Annotated in this window: 20 protein-coding genes; 7 read left to right on the top strand and 13 right to left on the bottom strand. The window is 53.8% G+C overall.

Annotated features, from left to right (window positions below; translation table 11 throughout):
* Nucleotides 1–2: 2 nt before the first annotated feature.
* The 3 genes from thrS to MKR05_RS07485 all read right to left on the bottom strand — a co-directional run bounded on the left by thrS (nt 3) and on the right by MKR05_RS07485 (nt 3624).
* Entirely contained in the window at nt 3–1931 is a 1929-nt protein-coding gene (gene thrS / locus MKR05_RS07495) for a threonine--tRNA ligase (protein WP_017900777.1), read from the bottom strand.
* 431 nt (nt 1932–2362) lie between these two features.
* Entirely contained in the window at nt 2363–2596 is a 234-nt protein-coding gene (locus tag MKR05_RS07490) for a hypothetical protein (RefSeq protein ID WP_023290114.1), read from the bottom strand.
* A 269-nt stretch (nt 2597–2865) separates the two neighbouring features.
* The gene (locus tag MKR05_RS07485) at nt 2866–3624 is read right to left on the bottom strand and encodes a YdiY family protein (RefSeq protein ID WP_004203142.1); all 759 of its coding nucleotides are present in this window, start codon (nt 3622–3624) and stop codon (nt 2866–2868) included.
* A gap of 355 nt (nt 3625–3979) precedes the next feature.
* On the opposite strand from MKR05_RS07485, the gene pfkB reads away from it, so the two are divergent.
* The 3 genes from pfkB to MKR05_RS07470 all read left to right on the top strand — a co-directional run bounded on the left by pfkB (nt 3980) and on the right by MKR05_RS07470 (nt 6268).
* Nucleotides 3980–4912 carry a 6-phosphofructokinase II gene (pfkB, locus tag MKR05_RS07480; RefSeq protein WP_131095994.1) on the top strand — a complete coding sequence of 311 codons (933 nt, stop codon included), beginning with the start codon at nt 3980–3982 and terminating at the stop codon, nt 4910–4912.
* A 93-nt stretch (nt 4913–5005) separates the two neighbouring features.
* A complete protein-coding gene (gene ghoS, locus MKR05_RS07475; protein ID WP_023290116.1) occupies nt 5006–5290 on the top strand; it encodes a type V toxin-antitoxin system endoribonuclease antitoxin GhoS in 285 nt (94 codons plus the stop codon).
* Between the two features lie 105 nt (nt 5291–5395).
* The gene (locus MKR05_RS07470) at nt 5396–6268 is read left to right on the top strand and encodes a fructosamine kinase family protein (protein ID WP_072413343.1); all 873 of its coding nucleotides are present in this window, start codon (nt 5396–5398) and stop codon (nt 6266–6268) included.
* 43 nt (nt 6269–6311) lie between these two features.
* Here MKR05_RS07470 and tonB read toward each other — a convergent pair whose 3' ends face one another.
* A complete protein-coding gene (gene tonB, locus MKR05_RS07465; RefSeq protein ID WP_077271430.1) occupies nt 6312–7058 on the bottom strand; it encodes a TonB system transport protein TonB in 747 nt (248 codons plus the stop codon).
* Between the two features lie 210 nt (nt 7059–7268).
* Here tonB and MKR05_RS07460 point away from each other — a divergent pair, with 210 nt between their 5' ends.
* Both MKR05_RS07460 and MKR05_RS07455 read left to right on the top strand, forming a co-directional pair.
* Nucleotides 7269–7565 carry a YciI family protein gene (locus MKR05_RS07460; protein ID WP_002910042.1) on the top strand — a complete coding sequence of 99 codons (297 nt, stop codon included), beginning with the start codon at nt 7269–7271 and terminating at the stop codon, nt 7563–7565.
* A gap of 684 nt (nt 7566–8249) precedes the next feature.
* Nucleotides 8250–8897, top strand: coding sequence for a YceI family protein (locus tag MKR05_RS07455; protein ID WP_165476264.1), 648 nt, complete (start codon nt 8250–8252; stop codon nt 8895–8897).
* Between the two features lie 276 nt (nt 8898–9173).
* Here the strand turns inward: MKR05_RS07455 and MKR05_RS07450 are convergent, their stop codons facing one another.
* Nucleotides 9174–9347, bottom strand: a complete 174-nt coding sequence (locus tag MKR05_RS07450; RefSeq protein ID WP_023290120.1) for a YciY family protein — start codon at nt 9345–9347, stop codon at nt 9174–9176.
* A gap of 143 nt (nt 9348–9490) precedes the next feature.
* Here MKR05_RS07450 and cls point away from each other — a divergent pair, with 143 nt between their 5' ends.
* Both cls and MKR05_RS07440 read left to right on the top strand, forming a co-directional pair.
* Nucleotides 9491–10951 (top strand): cardiolipin synthase, encoded by a 1461-nt coding sequence (cls, locus tag MKR05_RS07445; RefSeq protein ID WP_023290121.1) that lies wholly within the window; start codon nt 9491–9493, stop codon nt 10949–10951.
* Between the two features lie 34 nt (nt 10952–10985).
* Entirely contained in the window at nt 10986–11315 is a 330-nt protein-coding gene (locus MKR05_RS07440) for an HI1450 family dsDNA-mimic protein (RefSeq protein WP_002910079.1), read from the top strand.
* A 63-nt stretch (nt 11316–11378) separates the two neighbouring features.
* Here MKR05_RS07440 and MKR05_RS07435 read toward each other — a convergent pair whose 3' ends face one another.
* The 8 genes from MKR05_RS07435 to MKR05_RS07400 all read right to left on the bottom strand — a co-directional run bounded on the left by MKR05_RS07435 (nt 11379) and on the right by MKR05_RS07400 (nt 19641).
* On the bottom strand, nt 11379–12206 hold the full coding sequence (locus MKR05_RS07435) for an ion transporter (RefSeq protein WP_101866244.1): 828 nt from the start codon (nt 12204–12206) through the stop codon (nt 11379–11381).
* A 54-nt stretch (nt 12207–12260) separates the two neighbouring features.
* Entirely contained in the window at nt 12261–13265 is a 1005-nt protein-coding gene (gene oppF / locus MKR05_RS07430; protein WP_002910083.1) for a murein tripeptide/oligopeptide ABC transporter ATP-binding protein OppF, read from the bottom strand.
* A complete protein-coding gene (locus MKR05_RS07425) occupies nt 13262–14275 on the bottom strand; it encodes an ABC transporter ATP-binding protein (protein WP_023290123.1) in 1014 nt (337 codons plus the stop codon). Before MKR05_RS07425 ends, oppF begins: the two co-directional genes overlap by 4 nt.
* Before the next feature lie 11 nt (nt 14276–14286).
* On the bottom strand, nt 14287–15195 hold the full coding sequence (oppC, locus tag MKR05_RS07420; RefSeq protein WP_004145396.1) for an oligopeptide ABC transporter permease OppC: 909 nt from the start codon (nt 15193–15195) through the stop codon (nt 14287–14289).
* A gap of 14 nt (nt 15196–15209) precedes the next feature.
* On the bottom strand, nt 15210–16130 hold the full coding sequence (gene oppB / locus MKR05_RS07415; protein WP_002910089.1) for an oligopeptide ABC transporter permease OppB: 921 nt from the start codon (nt 16128–16130) through the stop codon (nt 15210–15212).
* 85 nt (nt 16131–16215) lie between these two features.
* Complete coding sequence (gene oppA, locus MKR05_RS07410) at nt 16216–17850, bottom strand: oligopeptide ABC transporter substrate-binding protein OppA (RefSeq protein ID WP_023290124.1); 1635 nt, start codon at nt 17848–17850, stop codon at nt 16216–16218.
* 744 nt (nt 17851–18594) lie between these two features.
* Nucleotides 18595–19242, bottom strand: coding sequence for a YchE family NAAT transporter (locus MKR05_RS07405; RefSeq protein WP_002910095.1), 648 nt, complete (start codon nt 19240–19242; stop codon nt 18595–18597).
* A gap of 183 nt (nt 19243–19425) precedes the next feature.
* Nucleotides 19426–19641, bottom strand: a complete 216-nt coding sequence (locus tag MKR05_RS07400; protein ID WP_032428896.1) for a hypothetical protein — start codon at nt 19639–19641, stop codon at nt 19426–19428.
* Nucleotides 19642–19699 lie beyond the last annotated feature (58 nt).

Raw genomic sequence — 19699 nt, 5'->3', positions numbered from 1 at the left:
CCTTATTCCTCCAGTTGTTGAAGACTGCGGCTGCGAATCTCTTGTTGCAGCTTCTCGATCACTTCATTTACGTCCATGCTGCCGAGGTCTTTCCCGCGACGGGTGCGCACGGCCACTTTGCCGGCTTCGACTTCTTTGTCGCCACAGACCAACATATACGGGACACGACGTAAAGTGTGCTCGCGGATTTTAAAGCCAATCTTCTCATTTCTCAAGTCTGCTTTTACACGAATGCCCGCATTTTGTAGTTTACGCGTCAATTCGTTAACGTATTCAGCCTGAGAATCGGTGATATTCATGACCACCACCTGCACTGGTGCAATCCAGGTTGGGAAGAAGCCAGCGAACTCTTCGGTCAGGATGCCAATGAAGCGCTCCAGAGAACCGAGAATCGCACGGTGGATCATGACCGGCACCTGACGCTCGTTGTTTTCGCCCACATAGGAGGCGCTTAAACGCTGCGGCAGAGAGAAGTCCAGCTGTACCGTACCGCACTGCCATGCACGATCGAGACAGTCATACAGGGTAAATTCAATTTTCGGGCCGTAGAACGCCCCTTCACCCAGTTGATATTCAAATGGGATATTATTTTCTTCCAGCGCCACCGCCAGATCCGCTTCCGCGCGATCCCAGGTCTCGTCGCTGCCGATACGTTTTTCCGGGCGAGTCGACAGTTTGACGACGATCTTCTCGAAGCCAAAGGTGCTGTACATATCATAAACCATACGAATACAGGCGTTCACTTCATCGCGAACCTGATCTTCAGTACAGAAGATATGCGCATCATCCTGGGTAAAGCCGCGAACGCGCATCAGACCGTGCAGCGCGCCTGATGGTTCGTTACGGTGGCAGCTACCAAACTCCGCCATACGCAGCGGCAGATCGCGGTAGGATTTCAGCCCCTGGTTGAAGATCTGCACGTGGCCCGGGCAGTTCATCGGCTTAATGCAGTATTCACGGTTCTCAGAAGAGGTGGTGAACATCGCATCTTTGTAGTTGTCCCAGTGGCCGGTTTTTTCCCACAGCACACGGTCCATCATGAACGGACCTTTGACTTCCTGGTACTGATACTCTTTCAGTTTCGAACGGACAAAGGTTTCCAGTTCACGGAAGATAGTCCAGCCGTCGTTGTGCCAGAACACCATCCCAGGCGCCTCTTCCTGCATATGATACAGGTCGAGCTGCTTACCGATTTTACGGTGGTCGCGCTTGGCGGCTTCTTCCAGACGCTGCAGATAAGCATTCAGCGCTTTTTTATCTGCCCACGCGGTGCCGTAGATACGCTGCAACATTTTATTGTTGCTGTCGCCGCGCCAGTAGGCACCGGCGGTTTTCATCAGCTTGAAGTGATGGCAGAAGCGCATGTTCGGCACGTGCGGACCGCGGCACATATCGATATATTCTTCATGATGATACAGGCCAGGCTTGTCATCATGGGCAATGTTTTCGTCAAGAATAGAAACTTTATAGCTTTCGCCGCGCTTCACGAAGGTTTCACGCGCTTCGTGCCAGCTCACTTTCTTCTTGATGACATCGTAGTTTTTCTCGGCGAGCTCATGCATACGTTTTTCGAGCGCGTCGATATCTTCCTGAGTCAGGGTATGGTCGAGGTCTACGTCATAGTAGAAGCCATTATCAACAACCGGACCGATAGCCATTTTGGTGTTGGGCCACAGCTGCTTGATGGCATGACCTAACAGGTGCGCGCAGGAGTGACGAATGATCTCCAGCCCTTCTTCATCTTTAGCCGTGATAATAGAGAGGGTGGAATCAGTTTCAATCGGGTCGCAAGCGTCTACCAGTTCACCGTTTACCCGCCCGGCGATGGTGGCTTTCGCCAGACCCGGGCCGATATCCAGCGCGACGTCCATCGGGCTGACAGCGTGATCAAAATGGCGTTGGCTGCCATCAGGAAGCGTAATTACAGGCATTTTATGTCCTTATTTGCAGTGGTGCCCCGCACGAAAGAGCACATACAAAACTATATAATCATCATTATCATCAGGTTAAGGCGCAGTTCCCGCTTCACTCTGCGAAAAGAGGAGCACGACCGGAGCGATCGTTCCCGCCTGCTGCCGCCTGCTGATAACACCGGGGAGTAGTTTACACATCATTGGTACGTGATTAAAGCCGTAATAGCATAAATGATGGCGGAATGTGGAGAAAACAAGAGCCGCGCGGATAAAAGCAGAATATCCGCCAGGAAGACGCGAAAATAATCACCAGCGAAGCCGGATGATATTATGCGGACAAACTAAAAGAGACGCCTTGATATTGCCTGCGTGATGTTTAGCGCGGGTCGTTAAACCGGTACCACTCTACCCGGCTTAATAGTCCGCCCGTGAAGCAGTAGCCTGCGATATTAAGACCACTCGCCTGCTACCAGCGTATGCACATTAAAGGCATCGCTCATGGATTGTCCGGTACTACGGGAACCGGGGGCAATATTCGAACCGGCCTCAACGTCGGTTGCTTTGGCGATACCTACCTGCGTATGGTCCTGGTTACCCGACGGCGGAACTGGCGTGGCGGCTGATGCGCCAAAGGAAAGCACGCACAGCGCCAGGGCTGCGATGGTAAATTGGCTGTTTTTCATGATGTTTATTCTCTTATTACGGAAGACGGACCGAACAATGTCGCCATTCGGTCAGTGACTCTTAGTATAGATCCAGATCACATATTTGTCCGTCGAATATTTAGCTTTTCGTGTCAAATAGAATGAATATTTGTCAGCAAACGGAGAATAATGGAGAAAAGATGGAGGCCCGTTTCTTTTTATAAAAACTAAAACGAATTGCCAGAAAAAATAATGTCACTTATTGTTAAATCTAAAACGATCAGGCCGGGAAACCCGGCCTGAAAATATTACATCTTATACCCGAGGGAGAGCGAGGTCCGGCGATCGGTATGCTCCGGCGCAGACGCAGGCGGCTCCGAGTTCCAGGTGACGTTGTACGCCACTTTCAGCGCAAAGTGGGCGTTAATCGCCACGTTTAACGCGCTCTCTGAGTTGACCGTGGTGTCCTCGGCGCCAAACACCGATACCCCTTGAGTAAATTTGGCGTTGTCGGTCATCTGCCAGGCCCAGGTTCCGGAGGCGTAACCCAGCGGCTGAGTGTCGGTATCCCCGTCGGTGTATTCGTCATAGCGGACGCCAGGACCAAATTCAAACCGCAGGCTATGCACTGGTCCGTTGAGGATTTGACGACCATAGCCCGCCGTCAGAACATCGCGCTGCTGGTAGCCGTTGTAGCGGTCGGTTAGCCAACTGCCCTGCCCAAAGACGTAGTTCATATCGGTCAGGTTATAGCGGCTACGGCCACCGACAGCATATTTCTCTGAGGAGCGCTCATCGTTGGACGAGGTGTTGCTGGCGTTGCCCCACAGCGACCAGGCGGTGGTATTGCCATACCAGGTCAGGGTGGAATCGGCCGTCATTGAGGAGTTCTTGGTGTTGCCGGACTGCGCCAGGTAACCTGCGTTGACCACTCCTTCGAACGGTTTTTTGGCAGCGGAAGGGTCATCCATGACGGTAAATACAGAATCATCGGCCATTGCGCCAACAGACGCAAAAAGCCCCCCCGCCAGCATGACCGCTGCGGGTACTGTCTTTAAAAGCTTCATTATAACTCTCTAAAATACATTTTTTAGGACAGTACAAATGATGAACAGGCGTCACTTTGCCGGCTCATTGAATTTAGCGTCCGTACAACATAAAAGAGACCTGTGGGTCCCGGAAACTTTCGCGAGGATCGCGGAGTGCAGGTCCTAAGAAAGGTAGCAAATTATAAAAAAGCACGAATAACATAGCAATCACTTACTCTTTCGTTTTTTGAATAAGACAGCTCCGGAAACAATCTTTATTTCATAATGAAAATACAGGCTTCTTTGCAAATCTCTCAGGGACAGCACTTTCCCTCCCTGGATCATCGTGCCATGCTTAAATAAAGTACAGTCGCCGTATTAAGGAGGAGAAGGAATGACCAAAATTTATACGCTCACGCTGGCCCCCTCGCTGGATAGCGCCACCCAGACCCCGCAGATCTACCCGGAAGGGAAACTCCGCTGCAGCGCGCCGGTATTTGAACCCGGCGGCGGCGGGATCAACGTCGCCCGCGCCGTGACCTTTCTCGGCGGGAAAGCCACCGCCATTTTCCCTATTGGCGGCGCCACCGGCGAGCACCTTGCCGCCCTGCTGGCCGATGAGCAGGTGCCGGTCGAGACCGTCGAAACCCGCGACTGGACGCGACAGAACCTGCACGTTCACGTAGCCGCCAGCGGCGAACAGTATCGCTTTGTGATGCCCGGCGCCGCGCTGACAGACGATGAATTCCGCCGTCTGGAAGAGAAAGTCCTGACCATCGATCCCGGCTCTCTGCTGGTGATCAGCGGCAGTCTGCCGCCAGGAATCAGCGTCGAAAATCTGATGCAGCTGGTTAAGCATGCGCAACAGCAGGGCCTGCGCTGCATTATCGACAGCTCCGGCGACGCGCTGGCCGCCGCGCTGGACGTCGGCAATATTGAATTAGTGAAGCCAAACCAGAAAGAGCTCAGCGCCCTCGTGCAGCGCGATCTGAGCCAGCCCGATGACGTCCGCCTTGCCGCTCAGTCGTTGATCCGGTCCGGTAAAGTTCACCGGGTGGTGGTCTCCCTTGGTCCGCAGGGGGCGTTGGGGGTTGACGCCAGCGGCAGTGTTCAGGTGGTGCCGCCGCCAATGAAAAGCCAGAGCACCGTCGGCGCCGGCGACAGCATGGTGGGCGCCATGACCTTACGTCTGGCGGAGAACGCCAGCCTCGAAGACATGGTACGCTTTGGCGTCGCCGCCGGTAGCGCCGCGACCATCAACCAGGGCACCCGCCTCTGCTCGCAGGCCAATACGCAAAAAATCTACGATTATCTCTGCGGGCGTTGATCTCCCCTGCCCCTCCGCGCTGGCGGAGGGGAACCACGATATTTGCAGGATGGTCTATGCTGGAAAGGCCATGCATAACAACGGGGTGTAGAAATGAGCAATGATATTACCGCCTGGGTCGTCAGCGTGAACTTCCACGAACAGGCGCTAACGGAGATCAATGAGGTCAGCAACCATTTTACCCGGGCAGGGTTTGTACTGACGCTCAATGATGAAGAGGGCACTCCCCATGAGCTGGGCACCAATACCTTTGGCCTGCTGAGCGCCCAGGCAGCCGAGGAAGTGAAGGCCCTTAGCGCCGGACTGGCGGAAGCGGCCCTTGGCCGCCCGGCGGAGATCGCCGTCAGCACATTCGCTGAATGGTTAAAAGCTCAATAAGTGCGTTTAGCGCAACGTAAAGCGTCAGTTGTGCGTCAGTTCCAGGTTTACCCGGTAGTAATGCGCTAACCTTATGATATGGTGGAAAACATGGGGAGAGACAGCATGTGGCAAGCAATCAGTACTCTTTTACGCGATTGGCATACCGAAGACGCTGAAATCGAACTGAAAACCGAGCTGCCCGGCGGAGAGATCCATTCCGCCTGGCATTTGCGTTTCGGCGGCAAAGATTACTTCGTGAAATGCGACGAACGGGAACTCCTGCCTATCTTCACCGCCGAGGCCGATCAGCTGGAGCTGCTGTCGCGAAGCAAAACTGTTCGCGTACCACAGGTCTTTGCCGTCGGCAGCGATCGCGACTACAGCTTCGTGGTCATGGAATACCTCCCTCCCCGTCCGCTGGATGCGCATAACGCTTTCCTGCTTGGCCAGCAGTTAGCCCGCCTGCATCAGTGGAGCGATCAGCCGCAGTTCGGTCTGGATTTTGATAACGATCTTTCCACCACGCCGCAGCCCAACGCCTGGCAACGTCGCTGGTCGGTGTTCTTCGCCGAGCAGCGTATCGGCTGGCAGCTGGAGCTGGCGGCGGAGAAAGGGTTGCACTTTGGCGATATCGATACCTTAGTCGATGTGGTACAGCAGCGGCTGGCCAACCATCAGCCGCAACCTTCGCTGCTACACGGGGACCTGTGGTCCGGCAACTGCGCCTTAGGGCCGGATGGCCCCTACATCTTCGACCCGGCCTGCTACTGGGGCGATCGCGAATGTGATTTAGCTATGCTGCCGATGCACCCGGAACAACCCCCGCAGATCTATGACGGCTATCAGTCCGTCTCACCGCTGCCGGCTGGTTTTCTCGAGCGTCAGCCGATCTACCAGCTTTATACCCTGCTGAACCGGGCGATATTGTTCGGTGGTCAGCACCTGGTGACGGTCCAGCAGGCGCTGGACGATGTCTTGATGGAAAAAACGCGTTAGACAAGGCTTACGGCGGACCTCCCCGGTCCGCCGCCCTGCATTATCAGTTAATCTCGACGCCGTTGAGACGGAATTTAATGGTCATCGTCACGCCGGTTCCCGGTCTTGCCTGCTCGTAACGCCATCTGCGCATCGCGCTTTTCACCTCGCGCTCAAACATATTCGCCGGCTGGGCGGAGAGGATCTGCAGATTATCAATTCGGCCATCAGGCGTGACGTCAAACTTCACCCGCACCGTTCCTTCAATGCGCAGCGCCTGAGCGCGCGCCGGATAGGTCGGCTGAACGCGGCTGATCGCCCGCGGGCCGCTCGGGGCAGTGACGGTGGGTTTGGCCGCTGCGGTGGAGGTGCTCGGCGCGGTGCGCGCTGGCGTCGTATTGTTGTTTTCAAACGGTGAAGCCGGACGCGGCTCCGCGGCCGGTTTGACGTCCCGCTTCGGCTGCTCAACCTTTTTCTCCGGCCTGGGCTTCGGTTTAGGTTTGGGCTTCGGCTTAGGTTCTGGTTTATGGATCACCACCGGCGCCTCTTTCGGCGGCTCCGGGACCACCTCAGGCTCCGGCTCCGGTTCAGGTTCAACAACGGGCTGCTCGACGGGTTGCGCCGCCGGGGGCGGCTCAAGATCGGCCGGCGCCACCATCGTGATCTCTATCGGCTGCGTCGGGGAAGGCTGTTCAATAACCTGATGTACCGAGGTATAAAGCAGCCCCGCCACAACGGCACCGTGGATAGCCACGGATAACAGCGTTGGCCACGGGAAGCGGCGAGGTAAATCAAGGGTCATTGCGCTCATAGTCGTTTCTGTTGAAAAATGATGCTCCGATTTTAAATGCAAATAGCAATCATATTCAATAAGCCGTCTTAACCTGAGTCAATTTTTGCCACCATTTGCGGAAAAAAGCCGCGGCGGCGGGGCATTCGACGCCGGGGCGCATCTTTGCATTGCAGTCCATCGTCGTTTAACTTAACGTAATTCGCCTGTTTAATGATAAGGAGCTTTGCCGTGCTTTACGTTATCTACGCTGAAGATATCGCCGATTCTCTGGAAAAGCGGCTCTCGGTTCGCCCCGCGCACCTTGCGCGTCTACAACTTTTACATGACGAAGGTCGGCTGCTTACCGCCGGGCCAATGCCGGCCGTTGACAGCAACGAACCGGGCGCAGCCGGATTCAGCGGCTCAACGGTGATCGCTGAGTTTGAATCGCTGGAAGCGGCTCAGGCCTGGGCTAATGACGATCCGTATATCGCCGCCGGCGTCTACCGCCAGGTCTCTGTTAAACCATATAAGAAGGTATTTTGAAAATACCCTTTTCTTTTTCTGGTTAATGGCAACAACGCACCAGGCCATCAGATGAAAGGGCGCATTTTGCTACATCACATTAAAATGTCGCCCTTTTTAACCGCACGCAAGCGTTGGCTGTTATCCGCCTGAGACGCCAGGAAGATGAGCACATCCCTTCTCCTTCGACGACATCATCGACCCTCACCTCGCCTTCTGCGGCCATAGAAATTGCTGACTAAACGTCGACGCCGGGCATGATTTTGAATTGTAAATGTATTGAATCAGTCTGCAACAGAGGTCTTGCATTGGATTTAGCGCTTGCTTTACAACCAGCACATCCTGACATCGCCCGGTAAATCCAAAATACAGTTGAAAGAAGATCGTTAAAGAGAGATAGATGCTGACCAACAGATATAAAGGCCTGGAATAAATAAGCATGCATATCCCGTTCCTCAGGTGTGGAACCCCATATCGCCATCTTACTGCATTCAGGATCGCGGTGGCTTGGAAGCGTCTGAAAATAAACGGAGTGCGCTGATACAGGCACATATCAATATGGAATGAACGTCTAAAAACTACGCAACCAGATTTACGTTGCAGATGATCATTTTTTAAAGTCGATTAATTTCGCCGGGTAAACTTCACGCAGAGTAATTGTAGGGTGATTTTTGGTTGATTAAAAAATTTGAACGGGAATAACAAATGTTTTCAATAAGTGCCGCATTTTTTTGGGCTACCATTTATGTACCTGACGCTTATGAGGATTTTTATGTGAATACCCTGAAAAAAACCGCATTGCTTTCTCTGCTTGCCTTATATATTCCTGTGTCACAAGCCGCAGCGACAGAATATAGCCTGGATCCGCAGCATACTTCCGTTGTTATTGCCTGGAACCATTTTGGCTTCTCTAATCCTACAGCGTATATCTCTGATGTTTCAGGGAAACTGTCTTTTGACAAAGACAACCCGGAGCAATCCTCTGTGCACGTCACGCTGCCAGTCAAAACCATTGACACTCATGTCAAAGCGTTAACGGATGAGTTTTTAGGCAAAGAGTACTTCGATGTCAACACGTATCCTGAGGCCACTTTTCAGAGCACCCGAGTGGAAAGTAAAGGCGGCAATAAATATGATGTTGAAGGTAACCTGACCATTAAGGGCATCACCAAACCGGTTGTATTGCATGCCACTTTGAATAAACAGGATATGCATCCGATGGTGAAAAAACAGGCCATTGGTTTTGATGCCACAGGGGTAATAAAACGTTCAGACTTCAAGCTTGATAAATATGTTCCGGCGGTGAGTGATAACGTGACTATCACGTTATCCACGGAAGCCTATGCCAAATAAATTAACGCCCGCAAAAGCGGTGCGTTTTATTCAGGGTGGGTATCCTGATAGTGAGCATGACATTGAAAAACGATCGACGACCCCACGCCCTGTCCGGACTTCCACACGGCGGTGAATGCCTGTTGCGGAAAAAGGCGTTCTGTCGATAATCCCCCTCATACCCTGACAGGCATCGCATAGATATTTCAATAGGCGATCTGGCGATGTTAAAAGGGAATGCCGCGCAGAGCGGGAAAACGACAACGGCACCGCGTTCGGTGCCGTTGTTCTGCTCGTTTAACAGTCGGGGAAGATAAACAGCAGAGCATGACGCTGCCGTTTCACCAGTCCCTTCCTGATAGCGAGGATCCGCATATTGCGGCGTGATTGGGCTTCCAGCCAGCGCGCTTTACGGCGATTCACCTGTCTCAGCATGCGCCAGCGCCCTACTTCCGTTCTACTACGCTTCATTGCAACGACTCTACGAGTGAAAACAGCCCCCATTATAAACCTCTGCCGGCGACTGACCACCGCTTTCGCTGCGTTTTTATTTGCCAGAAAAATACTGATGCGTAAACTCATCACATAACGTCATTCAAAAGGATTTTACATCTATGACAACCTTTTACACGGTGGTGAACTGGCTGGTCATTCTGGGGTACTGGCTGTTGATCGCCGGTGTAACATTACGAATTCTAATGAAACGCCGCGCTGTGCCGTCCGCCATGGCATGGTTATTGATCATTTATATCCTGCCGCTGGTGGGGATCATCGCCTATCTCTCCTTTGGCGAGCTGCATCTTGGTAAGCGGCGGGCAGAACGCGCGAGGGCGATGTGGCCTTCCACGGCCAAATGGTTAAACGACCTCAAAGCCTGCAAACATATCTTTGCCGAAGATAACAGCCCGGTGGCCGAGTCCCTGTTCAAGCTTTGCGAACGGCGCCAGGGCATTGGCGGCGTAAAAGGCAACCAGCTGCAGTTGCTGACGGAATCTGACGACGTCATGCAGGCCCTGATCCGGGATATTCAACTGGCTCGCCATAACATAGAGATGGTCTTCTATATCTGGCAGCCAGGCGGTATGGCCGACAGCGTCGCCGAATCGCTAATGGCCGCCGCCCGTCGCGGGGTTCACTGCCGGTTAATGCTCGACTCCGCGGGCAGTGTGGCCTTTTTCCGTAGCCCATGGGCGGCGATGATGCGTAACGCCGGCATTGAAGTGGTCGAGGCTCTCAAGGTCAATCTGATGCGTGTGTTTCTGCGCCGGATGGACCTGCGCCAACATCGTAAAATGGTAATGATCGATAACTATATCGCCTACACCGGCAGCATGAATCTGGTCGATCCCCGCTACTTTAAGCAGGACTCGGGGGTCGGGCAGTGGATTGACCTGATGGCGCGCATGGAAGGCCCAGTGGCGACCTCGATGGGCATCGTCTACTCCTGTGACTGGGAGATCGAGACCGGAAAGCGTATTCTGCCACCGCCGCCGGACGTCAATATCATGCCGTTTGAAGAGGCCAGTGGGCATACCATCCACACCATCGCCTCCGGTCCGGGCTTTCCGGAAGATCTGATCCATCAGGCGCTGCTCACCGCCGCCTACGCGGCGAAAGAGCATTTGATCATGACCACGCCCTACTTCGTACCCAGCGACGACCTGCTGCACGCGATCTGTACCGCCGCCCAGCGCGGCGTGGACGTGAGTATTATTTTACCGCGCAAGAACGATTCGCTGCTGGTGGGCTGGGCCAGCCGGGCCTTTTTCACCGAGCTGCTGGCGGCAGGGGTGAAGATTTACCAGTTTGAAGGCGGCCTGTTGCATACCAAAAGCGTGCTGGTCGATGGCGAACTGAGCCTGGTGGGAACCGTGAATCTGGATATGCGCAGCCTGTGGCTCAATTTTGAAATCACGCTGGTCATTGATGACGCCGGCTTCGGCAGCGATCTGGCGGCGGTTCAGGATGACTATATCTCGCGCTCGCGCCTGCTGGACGCCCGTCTCTGGTTAAAACGTCCGCTGTGGCAGCGGATCGCCGAGCGACTGTTTTACTTCTTCAGCCCGTTGCTGTAAAACGTGCCCATCAGATACCGAATGAGTAGCAATCATGGATATGGATTTAAACAACCGCCTGACCGAAGACGAAACGCTTGAGCAGGCATACGACATCTTCCTCGAACTGGCGGCCGATAACCTCGACCCGGCGGACATCATTCTGTTTAACCTGCAGTTTGAGGAGCGCGGCGGCGCCGAGCTGTTCGACCCATCCGCAGACTGGGAAGAGCATGTGGATTACGATCTGAACCCGGATTTCTTCGCCGAAGTGGTGATTGGCCTGGCGGATACCGACGGCGGGGAAATCAATGATATCTTCGCCCGCGTGCTGCTGTGCCGCGAGAAAGATCACAAGCTGTGTCATATTCTGTGGCGTGAATAACGCTGACCCGCCAGTGAAAAGCCTGCCGCGTTCCACCCGGCAGGCTTTTTTTATGCCGAGAGTTTACTTCGGTAAGACATGACCGCAGGCGTGGCAAAACCGGGCGTTATCGTCATGGTCGCCCTGCTGGCACTGCGGGCATACCCGCTGCTGGCGCCGCCGGTTCAGGGCGCTGGTCATATGGGTGGTGATAAGCCCGGTCGGAATGGCAATAATGGAGTAGCCGATCAGGATGAGAATGGAGGCCAGGATGCGGCCCAGCGGCGTGTGCGGCGTAATATCCCCGTAGCCGACGGTGGTGATGGTCACAATGGCCCAATAGACCGAAGCGTTGAGCGTGGTAAAACCATACTCTGGCCCTTCTATCAGGTACATTAACGAGCCGAAAATCACCATCACAATGGCGATAAACGAATAGAACAGGATCAGTTGATGGCGAGCGCTGACAATCGCCCGCCAGAACACATTGAGCGAAGGCATAAAGCGCAACAGTTTGAGAATACGCAACGCGCGGATCGCCCGCATTGCCCGCCAGGCAAAGACATAATTGAGGCTAATTTCCGGCCACAGCCACATCACGTATAGCGGCAGGATGGTCGCTAAGTCAATAAACCCCCAGAAGCTGAAAATGTAATGGAGCGGATTGGGCCATGTCGCAATACGCAGCAGATACTCCAGGGTAAAGACCGCGGTCACCAGCAGCTCCAGCCAGACGAAAACATGCCATTCATCTAATGTCAGATGATATTGCGTGCCCAGCCCCGATTCGACAAATATCACCACCACGCTGAGCAAGGCAAAAAGTCCGCACAGCCCTTCGAAGCGGCGGCCGGAACGTCGGTTTTGATCGAAAAGCAAATGATAAAGCCGCAGGCGAGCGGCAGAAAGCATACCCACTTCGTTAACCTCGCAAAAAAAAGGGCTGACCTGCGTCAGCCCCTGAGATTATAACGGGTCTACCTTAAGGCAGGAAACCGCATGGCGGAAACTGCCCTCCAGCACCGGGCGGGTTTTGGCGCACTCCGGTCCGGCGAGCGGACAGCGGGTGCGGAAGACACAGCCCGACGGCGGATTAATCGGCGAGGGTAATTCGCCCTCCAGCAGCTGGATGGTTTTCGTTTTTTCGAGGTCCGGATCGGGGATCGGCACCGCCGACATCAGCGCTTTGGTATAGGGGTGTAGCGGATTATGGTACACCTCATCGTAGGTTCCCAGCTCCACCGCATGGCCCAGATACATCACCAGTACGCGATCGGAGATGTGCTTAACCACCGCCAGATCGTGGGCGATAAATATCAGCGACAATCCCATTTCACGCTGCAGCTGCTGCAGCAAGTTGACCACCTGAGCCTGGATGGACACGTCAAGCGCGGACACCGGCTCGTCGCAGATAATCAGCTTCGGCTCGAGGATCAGCGCCCGCGCAATGCCGATGCGCTGACACTGACCGCCAGAGAACTCGTGCGGATAGCGGTTGATCAGGTTAGGCAGCAGCCCGACTTTCATCATCATCGCCTTCACGCGATCGCGCACTTCCTGACGCGGCATCTTCGGATGATAGGTACGCAACGGCTCAGCGATGATTTCTCCGATGGTCATACGCGGGTTCAACGAGGCCAGCGGATCCTGGAAGATCATCTGGATATCGCTGCGCACGTCGCGCCACTCTTCCTGCTTCATGCCCAGCAGATCTTTACCCAGCCAGGCCACTTTGCCATCGGTAGCCTTCACCAGACCAATAATGGCGCGGGCGAAAGTCGATTTACCGCAGCCGGACTCCCCCACTACGCCGAGGGTCTCACCTTCATAGAGACGCAGCGTCACGCCATCTACGGCTTTCAGCGTTTTCGACGGCTGCCAGAACCACTGTTTGCCATCTTTAATATCGAAATGCACCTTCAGGTCGGCAATTTCGAGCAGGACTTTTCGTTGTTCAGTTACGGCGTTCATAGCAGCTCCCCCACCGGTTTAAAGCAGGCGCGCAGGCGGCCTGGCGCGAACGACTCCAGCGGCGGCGCGCTGCTGCACTGTTCCATTGCGTGCGGACAGCGCGGCTGGAATGGGCAGCCCTTCGGCAAACGCAGCAGGTTTGGCGGGTTACCCGGAATGGTCAACAACGCATCGCCTTCGGCATCCAGACGAGGAACCGCATTCAACAGCCCAATAGAGTAAGGGTGAGACGGCTGATAGAAGACATCGCGCGCCTGACCATACTCCATGGTGCGGCCCGCATACATCACCAGCACTTTATCGCAGATCCCCGCCACCACTCCGAGGTCATGGGTGATCATAATGATGGCCGTATTAAATTCGCGTTTCAGCTCATTCAGTAACGTCATGATCTGCGCCTGCACGGTGACGTCCAGGGCGGTGGTCGGCTCATCGGCAATCAGCAGCCGGGGCCGGCAGAGCAGCGCCATGGCAATCATCACGCGCTGCCGCATCCCGCCGGAGAATTCATGTGGGAACATCTTCATGCGCTTGCGCGCTTCCGGCATTTTTACCGCGTCGAGCATCTTCACCGATTCTTCAAACGCTTCGGCTTTGCTCAGCCCTTTATGCAGCATCAGGACTTCCATTAACTGCTCGCCCACCCGCATATACGGGTTCAGAGAGGTCATCGGATCCTGGAAAATCATCGAGATTTGCTCGGCGCGCAGTTTATTCAGCTCACGCTCAGGCAAATTGAGGATTTGCCGACCGTTAAAGGTGGCGGAACCCCCGATTCGGCCGTTGGCCGCCAGCAGTCCCATCAGGGCGAAGGCGGTCTGCGATTTACCGGAGCCGGACTCCCCGACAATACCGAGCGTCTCCCCCGCCTGCAGGGTGAAGTTCAGATCATTGACGGCGGTGACATCGCCATCCGGCGTTTTAAAGGTGACGCGAAGATCTTTCACGTCCAGCAGCAGGCCGCTGTGGCTCTGCGCTTGCGGCGCTTTTGCCGTTTCAATCATGGTCATGGCAGCGCTCCTTAGCGGTCTTTCGGGTCGAGGGCATCACGCAGACCATCGCCGATAAAGTTGAAACAGAACAGGGTCACCACCAGGAAACCCGCCGGGAACAGCAGCAGCCAGGGCGAGACTTCCATTGAGTTGGCGCCATCGCTGAGCAATGCCCCCCAGCTGCTGAGCGGCTCCTGCGTCCCCAACCCCAGGAAGCTGAGGAAGGATTCAAAGAGGATCATGCTGGGGACCAGCAGCGAGGCGTACACCACCACCACGCCCAGCACATTAGGAACGATATGGCGCAGCACGATGCTCGCTGTGGAGACCCCGCCGACCTGCGCCGCCTCAATAAACTCTTTGCGCTTCAGGCTCAAGGTCTGTCCGCGTACGATACGCGCCATATCCAGCCAGGAGACCATGCCGATAGCGACAAAAATCAACAGGATATTCTGGCCAAAAAAGGTCACCAGCAGGATAACGAAGAACATAAACGGGAAGGAGTTGAGGATCTCCAGCAGACGCATCATCACCGAATCCACTTTGCCGCCGAGATAACCGGAAAGCGAACCGTACAGCGTGCCGAGGATCACCGCCACCAGCGCCGCCGCCACCCCGACCATCAGCGAAATACGCCCGCCGATCGCCACGCGCACCAGCAGATCGCGACCGGAGGAGTCGGTCCCGAAGTAGTGGCCAGAGGCCATGTCCGGGGCGTTAGACATCATGCCCCAGTCGGTGTCGAAATAGGAGAATGACGACACCATCGGCGCGAAGGTCACGAACAGCGCAATAAGCACCAGCATAATCAGGCTGGTGACCGCGGCGCGGTTATGCATAAAGCGGCGACGCGCATCCTGCCAGAGGCTACGCCCCTCCACTTCCAGCTTCTCACTGAAGTTTTCCAGCGCCTCGCTATTTTTCTTACTTAACATCATGGCGAACTCCGGCTTCAGTAGCGAATCTTCGGATCGATAACGGCGTACAGCACGTCAACGATGGCGTTGAACAGGATAGTCAGGGCGCCAACCAGGATCGTCAGGCTGAGCACCAGCGAGTAGTCGCGGTTAAGCGCTCCGTTAACGAACAGCTGACCAATCCCCGGCAGGCCGTAAATGGTTTCAATGACCATTGAGCCCGTAATGATGCCCACGAAAGCCGGCCCCATATAGGAGAGCACCGGCAGCAGCGCCGGCTTCAGCGCATGGCGCAAAATAATGCGGCGCATCGGCAGCCCCTTCGCCCGCGCGGTGCGGATAAAGTTAGAGTGCAGCACTTCAATCATTGAGCCGCGGGTAATACGCGCGATACTGGCGATATAGGCCAGGGAAAGCGCCACCATTGGCAGGATCATAAATTTCAGCGCCCCGCCGTTCCAGCCTCCGCCCGGCAACCAGTGCAGGGTAATGGCAAAGATCATCACCAGCAGAGGCGCCACCACAAAGCTCGGAATAACCACGCCGGTCATGGCTACCCCCATCACCGCATAGTCCCAGCGGGTATTCTGCTTCAAAGCGGCAATAACGCCCGCAGCGACACCGATCACTACCGCCAGCAAAAAGGCGGCGAAGCCCAGTTTCGCGGAAACCGGGAAGCTGGCCGCCACCAGATCGTTGACCGAATAATCTTTGTATTTAAAGGAGGGACCAAAATCGCCATGCGCCAGCTGCTTCAGGTAATTGAAGTACTGCGTCATGATGGGGTCGTTTAAATGGTATTTTGCTTCAATATTCGCCATGACTTCCGGCGGTAGCGTGCGTTCCCCGGTAAAAGGACTTCCCGGAGCCAAACGCATCATGAAGAATGAGATGGTGATAAGAATAAATAGCGTCGGAATCGCTTCCAGACAGCGACGTAAGATAAATTTTAACATTGCCCGTACCTTCTGGCGTGTGCCTTTGCACTGCTCTCAAATAAGACACGATGGAGCGAGCACAGGCCCGCTCCACGTATTGCCATTAATGTTTGATAACGTAAAGGTCTTTTGTATAGACGTTATCCATCGGGTCTTTACCGGTGTAGCCACCGACCCACGGTTTCACCAGGCGGGCGTTAACATAGTAATAGACCGGTACGATCGCGCTGTCTTTATCCAGCTGCTGCTCTGCTTTCGCATAGGCCGCCGTGCGCTGTGCTTCATCGGATGCTTTTACGGATTCAGCCATAATTTTGTCGAACGCCGGGCTCTTATAGTGCGCAGTGTTCATTGAGCTGTCAGAAAGCATGGTGTTCAGGAAAGAGGTTGGCTCGTTATAGTCAGCGCACCAGCCCGCACGCGCCACGTCATAGGTGCCCTGATGACGGGTATCGAGGAACGTCTTCCACTCCTGGTTGACCAGCTTCACGTCAATGCCCAGGTTTTTACGCCACAGCGAGGCGGCGGCAATCGCCAGCTTCTTGTGCAAATCAGAGGTGTTATACAACAGGTTGAAGGTCAACGGTTTATCGGCGCTATAGCCGGCTTCGGCCAGCAGTTTTTTCGCTTCTTCATTCCGTTTTTCCTGCGACCAGGTAAACCATTCCGGCTCGGTCAGCTTCGCGCCATCGGTATACGGCGGGGTGTAGCCGTAGGCCGGCAGATCGCCCTGTCCTTTCACCTTATTGGCAATGATATCGCGATCCAGACCCAGCTTCAGCGCGGTACGCACGCGCACGTCGGTGAACGGCGCTTTCTGGTTGTTAATTTCGTAGTAATAAGTACACAGATACGGGTCAACGTGCAGCTCGTTCGGGATCTCTTTTTTCAGTTTCTGGAAGAGCTCGATCGGCAGCTGGTTATAGGTCATATCCAGTTCACCGCTGCGATAACGGTTAACATAGGTCACTTCAGAAGAGGTCGGCAGCCAGGTGACGGTGTTGATAACGGTTTTGGCATTATCCCAGTAATGCGGGTTGCGCTCCATCACGATACGTTCGTTGACCACCCAGTCTTTCAGGGTGTAGGCGCCGTTGGTGACGATATTGCCAGGCTGCGTCCACTTCTCGCCAAACTTTTCAATCGCTGGTTTATAGACTGGAGACATCGCCGGGTTAACCAGCAGTTTGTAAAAATAGGGTACCGGCTCGCTGAGGGTGACTTCCAGCGTATGGTCGTCAATGGCTTTTACGCCCAGCTCGCCTGGGGCTTTCTTGCCGTCAATGATTTCATCAACGTTGAGGATATGACCATACTGCGGGTAGCTGGCATAAGGAGACGCTGTTTTCGGGTCTACCAGACGCTGCCAGCTATAAACGAAATCCTGGGCGGTAACCGGCTCGCCGTTAGACCATTTCGCATCTTTACGCAGATGGAAGGTCCAGACTTTGAAATCTTTATTATCCCAGCTCTCTGCCACACCAGGGATCGGGTGGCCATCTTTCGGCGAGGTATTCAGCAAGCCTTCGAACAGGTCGCGGCTAATATTCGCCTCGGGCACCCCTTCAATTTTATTCGGGTCCAGCGATTGCGGCTCGGCGCCGCTATTTCGCACCAGCGTTTGCTTATCCGAAAGCTGCACACCGGCCGGGACATCCGCTGCCATAGCCATATTGCCAGCCATGAGCGCGGATAGCACTCCTGCGGCGATCAAACGTTTTTTAGTGATGATGGTCATTGTGTTGTAACTCCAGTCATTATAATTACTGGTTTTTTAACCAGCCTGTTTTTTTCCCCGTTTTCGGGATCTGTCCAACGCAGGAGTGTTTGCGATTGGCAGATTGCTATCACCGACTTATTTATTACGACCGCTCGAACGGCAGTCTTAACGTCGATTCGTTCCCCCTCGCTGGAGGGCAGTTCAGGCGCAATGAGACGATTAAAAATGATTCTCATTTACACGCATAATTCAGCAGACGATAACGGCGGAAAGTACCAAAAGGTAAACACCTCCGCCAATGCAATTTGCAAATATGTTACCGGATTCTCTTTTATTGCCGGCTTTGCCAGCGTCACTAGCGGTTGCCACAATACGCCGATACAAAAATATTCTTATTAATCATATTATTACGAAATTTACATCAGTCATCATACTGAGCAGCGACCACAAGATGATTTTTTGTACAAAAATTTAACAATAGATTACTTTTTAGCACATTCATCTGCAGCCTTGTTAAAATTACTAATATCATTTCGATGATCCGACAGCAAGCGCCAGAGAATGATGTGAAGAAAATAACATCACAGGAGGGAGAGACGTGAGGGGAATGTTAAGAGAAATATTTCATATCTTAATGAAAAACATGAAAATAATAGCGATATCGCAAAATAGTATTCCTACCGCCGGTTCCGCGCTGGTTAATAGGTTTTGCTAATAATCGCGCAGGCGTGAAGGGAGCCTCCCCGCCTGCGTGGCAACGAACTAACTCAGCAGCCCCGGGAAGAGCGCTTTAATCCCCGTCACAATAAACTCAATGCCGAGAGCCATCAGCAGCAGGCCCATAATACGGGTGATAACGTTAATCCCTGTCTGCCCCAGCAGACGCACCAGCCATGGCGCCATGCGGAAAATCCCCCAGCAGCAGAGGGCAAAGACCGCAATCGCCAGTGAAAAACCGACGAGATGCACCCAGGAGTGATACCGCGTACCCCATACGATAGTGGAACTGATTGCCCCCGGTCCGGCCATTAACGGTAGCGCGAGAGGAACGACGCCGATGCTCTCCCTTACCGCCGTCTCCGACTTCTCCTGCTTGTTCTGCTTATCTTCGCCGAGCTTACCGCTGATCATCGACATCGCGATGGTCACCACCAGGATGCCGCCGGCGATACGGAAGGAATCAATGGAGATACCAAAAATCTGCAGAATGCCATCGCCGAGAAACAGTGACGTCAGGAGGATGATCGCCACCGACAGGTTGGCGGTCAGGTTGGTCTTATTGCGCACTGCTGCCGGCTGGTAGCTGGTCATACTAATGAACACCGGAATAATGCCCACCGGGTTAACCAGGGCAAATAAGCCGATGAAAAACTTGAAATATGCAGAAAAATCGAACAGTGATTGAGTCACAATGGGCTCCGCAGCATCATCAAAATTGGCGGTTGACTGTTAACAGCATAAAATAACTGCGCGAAACATACGCTTTTTGCATGCAATATTCATTATAAATATGCATAACCCGGTGATATGTATCGAATGTTAGCTATTTGTAGTTTTAATGCTAATCGTTTTTTTAATTTCAAAACCCTCCCATTACACTTGATCGAACCGGTCAAAAAGCAGCCAGCTGAAAGGTATCAGCAGTGCCAATACTTGATCTAAATCACGTAATTTGTACTCAGAAGTGAGTAATCTTGATGACACCAACAGAGTGGAAGGCAGCAGTACCTGAAAGTTAAAAAGAGAAAGCTTTTTTAGTAAATCGGTAAAACAGCGTCCTGATTTTCCTACATAAACATTTACATGCAAGCTGTTTACAGCCTGTCTATAATGTCGAATCGAGCGACTGATTTACTAAAAAAGTTTA

The organism is Klebsiella sp. K5-204 (assembly GCF_030128585.1).
GTDB lineage: Bacteria > Pseudomonadota > Gammaproteobacteria > Enterobacterales > Enterobacteriaceae > Klebsiella > Klebsiella quasipneumoniae.
This window is presented reverse-complemented; position numbering and strand designations above follow the sequence as displayed.

Bases quoted from the DNA above. Each gene is read 5' to 3' on its own strand.
- MKR05_RS07440 (WP_002910079.1), top strand. From the start codon at position 10,986: ATGGATATGGATTTAAACAACCGCCTGACCGAAGACGAAACGCTTGAG.
- MKR05_RS07485 (WP_004203142.1), bottom strand. From the start codon at position 3,624: ATGAAGCTTTTAAAGACAGTACCCGCAGCGGTCATGCTGGCGGGGGGG.
- tonB (WP_077271430.1), bottom strand. From the start codon at position 7,058: ATGAGCGCAATGACCCTTGATTTACCTCGCCGCTTCCCGTGGCCAACG.
- MKR05_RS07425 (WP_023290123.1), bottom strand. From the start codon at position 14,275: ATGACCATGATTGAAACGGCAAAAGCGCCGCAAGCGCAGAGCCACAGC.
- oppA (WP_023290124.1), bottom strand. From the start codon at position 17,850: ATGACCATCATCACTAAAAAACGTTTGATCGCCGCAGGAGTGCTATCC.
- thrS (WP_017900777.1), bottom strand. From the start codon at position 1,931: ATGCCTGTAATTACGCTTCCTGATGGCAGCCAACGCCATTTTGATCAC.
- oppC (WP_004145396.1), bottom strand. From the start codon at position 15,195: ATGATGTTAAGTAAGAAAAATAGCGAGGCGCTGGAAAACTTCAGTGAG.
- MKR05_RS07435 (WP_101866244.1), bottom strand. From the start codon at position 12,206: ATGCTTTCTGCCGCTCGCCTGCGGCTTTATCATTTGCTTTTCGATCAA.
- oppB (WP_002910089.1), bottom strand. From the start codon at position 16,130: ATGTTAAAATTTATCTTACGTCGCTGTCTGGAAGCGATTCCGACGCTA.
- MKR05_RS07455 (WP_165476264.1), top strand. From the start codon at position 8,250: ATGTTTTCAATAAGTGCCGCATTTTTTTGGGCTACCATTTATGTACCT.
- ghoS (WP_023290116.1), top strand. From the start codon at position 5,006: ATGAGCAATGATATTACCGCCTGGGTCGTCAGCGTGAACTTCCACGAA.
- oppF (WP_002910083.1), bottom strand. From the start codon at position 13,265: ATGAACGCCGTAACTGAACAACGAAAAGTCCTGCTCGAAATTGCCGAC.
- MKR05_RS07490 (WP_023290114.1), bottom strand. From the start codon at position 2,596: ATGAAAAACAGCCAATTTACCATCGCAGCCCTGGCGCTGTGCGTGCTT.
- cls (WP_023290121.1), top strand. From the start codon at position 9,491: ATGACAACCTTTTACACGGTGGTGAACTGGCTGGTCATTCTGGGGTAC.
- MKR05_RS07450 (WP_023290120.1), bottom strand. From the start codon at position 9,347: ATGAAGCGTAGTAGAACGGAAGTAGGGCGCTGGCGCATGCTGAGACAG.
- MKR05_RS07470 (WP_072413343.1), top strand. From the start codon at position 5,396: ATGTGGCAAGCAATCAGTACTCTTTTACGCGATTGGCATACCGAAGAC.
- pfkB (WP_131095994.1), top strand. From the start codon at position 3,980: ATGACCAAAATTTATACGCTCACGCTGGCCCCCTCGCTGGATAGCGCC.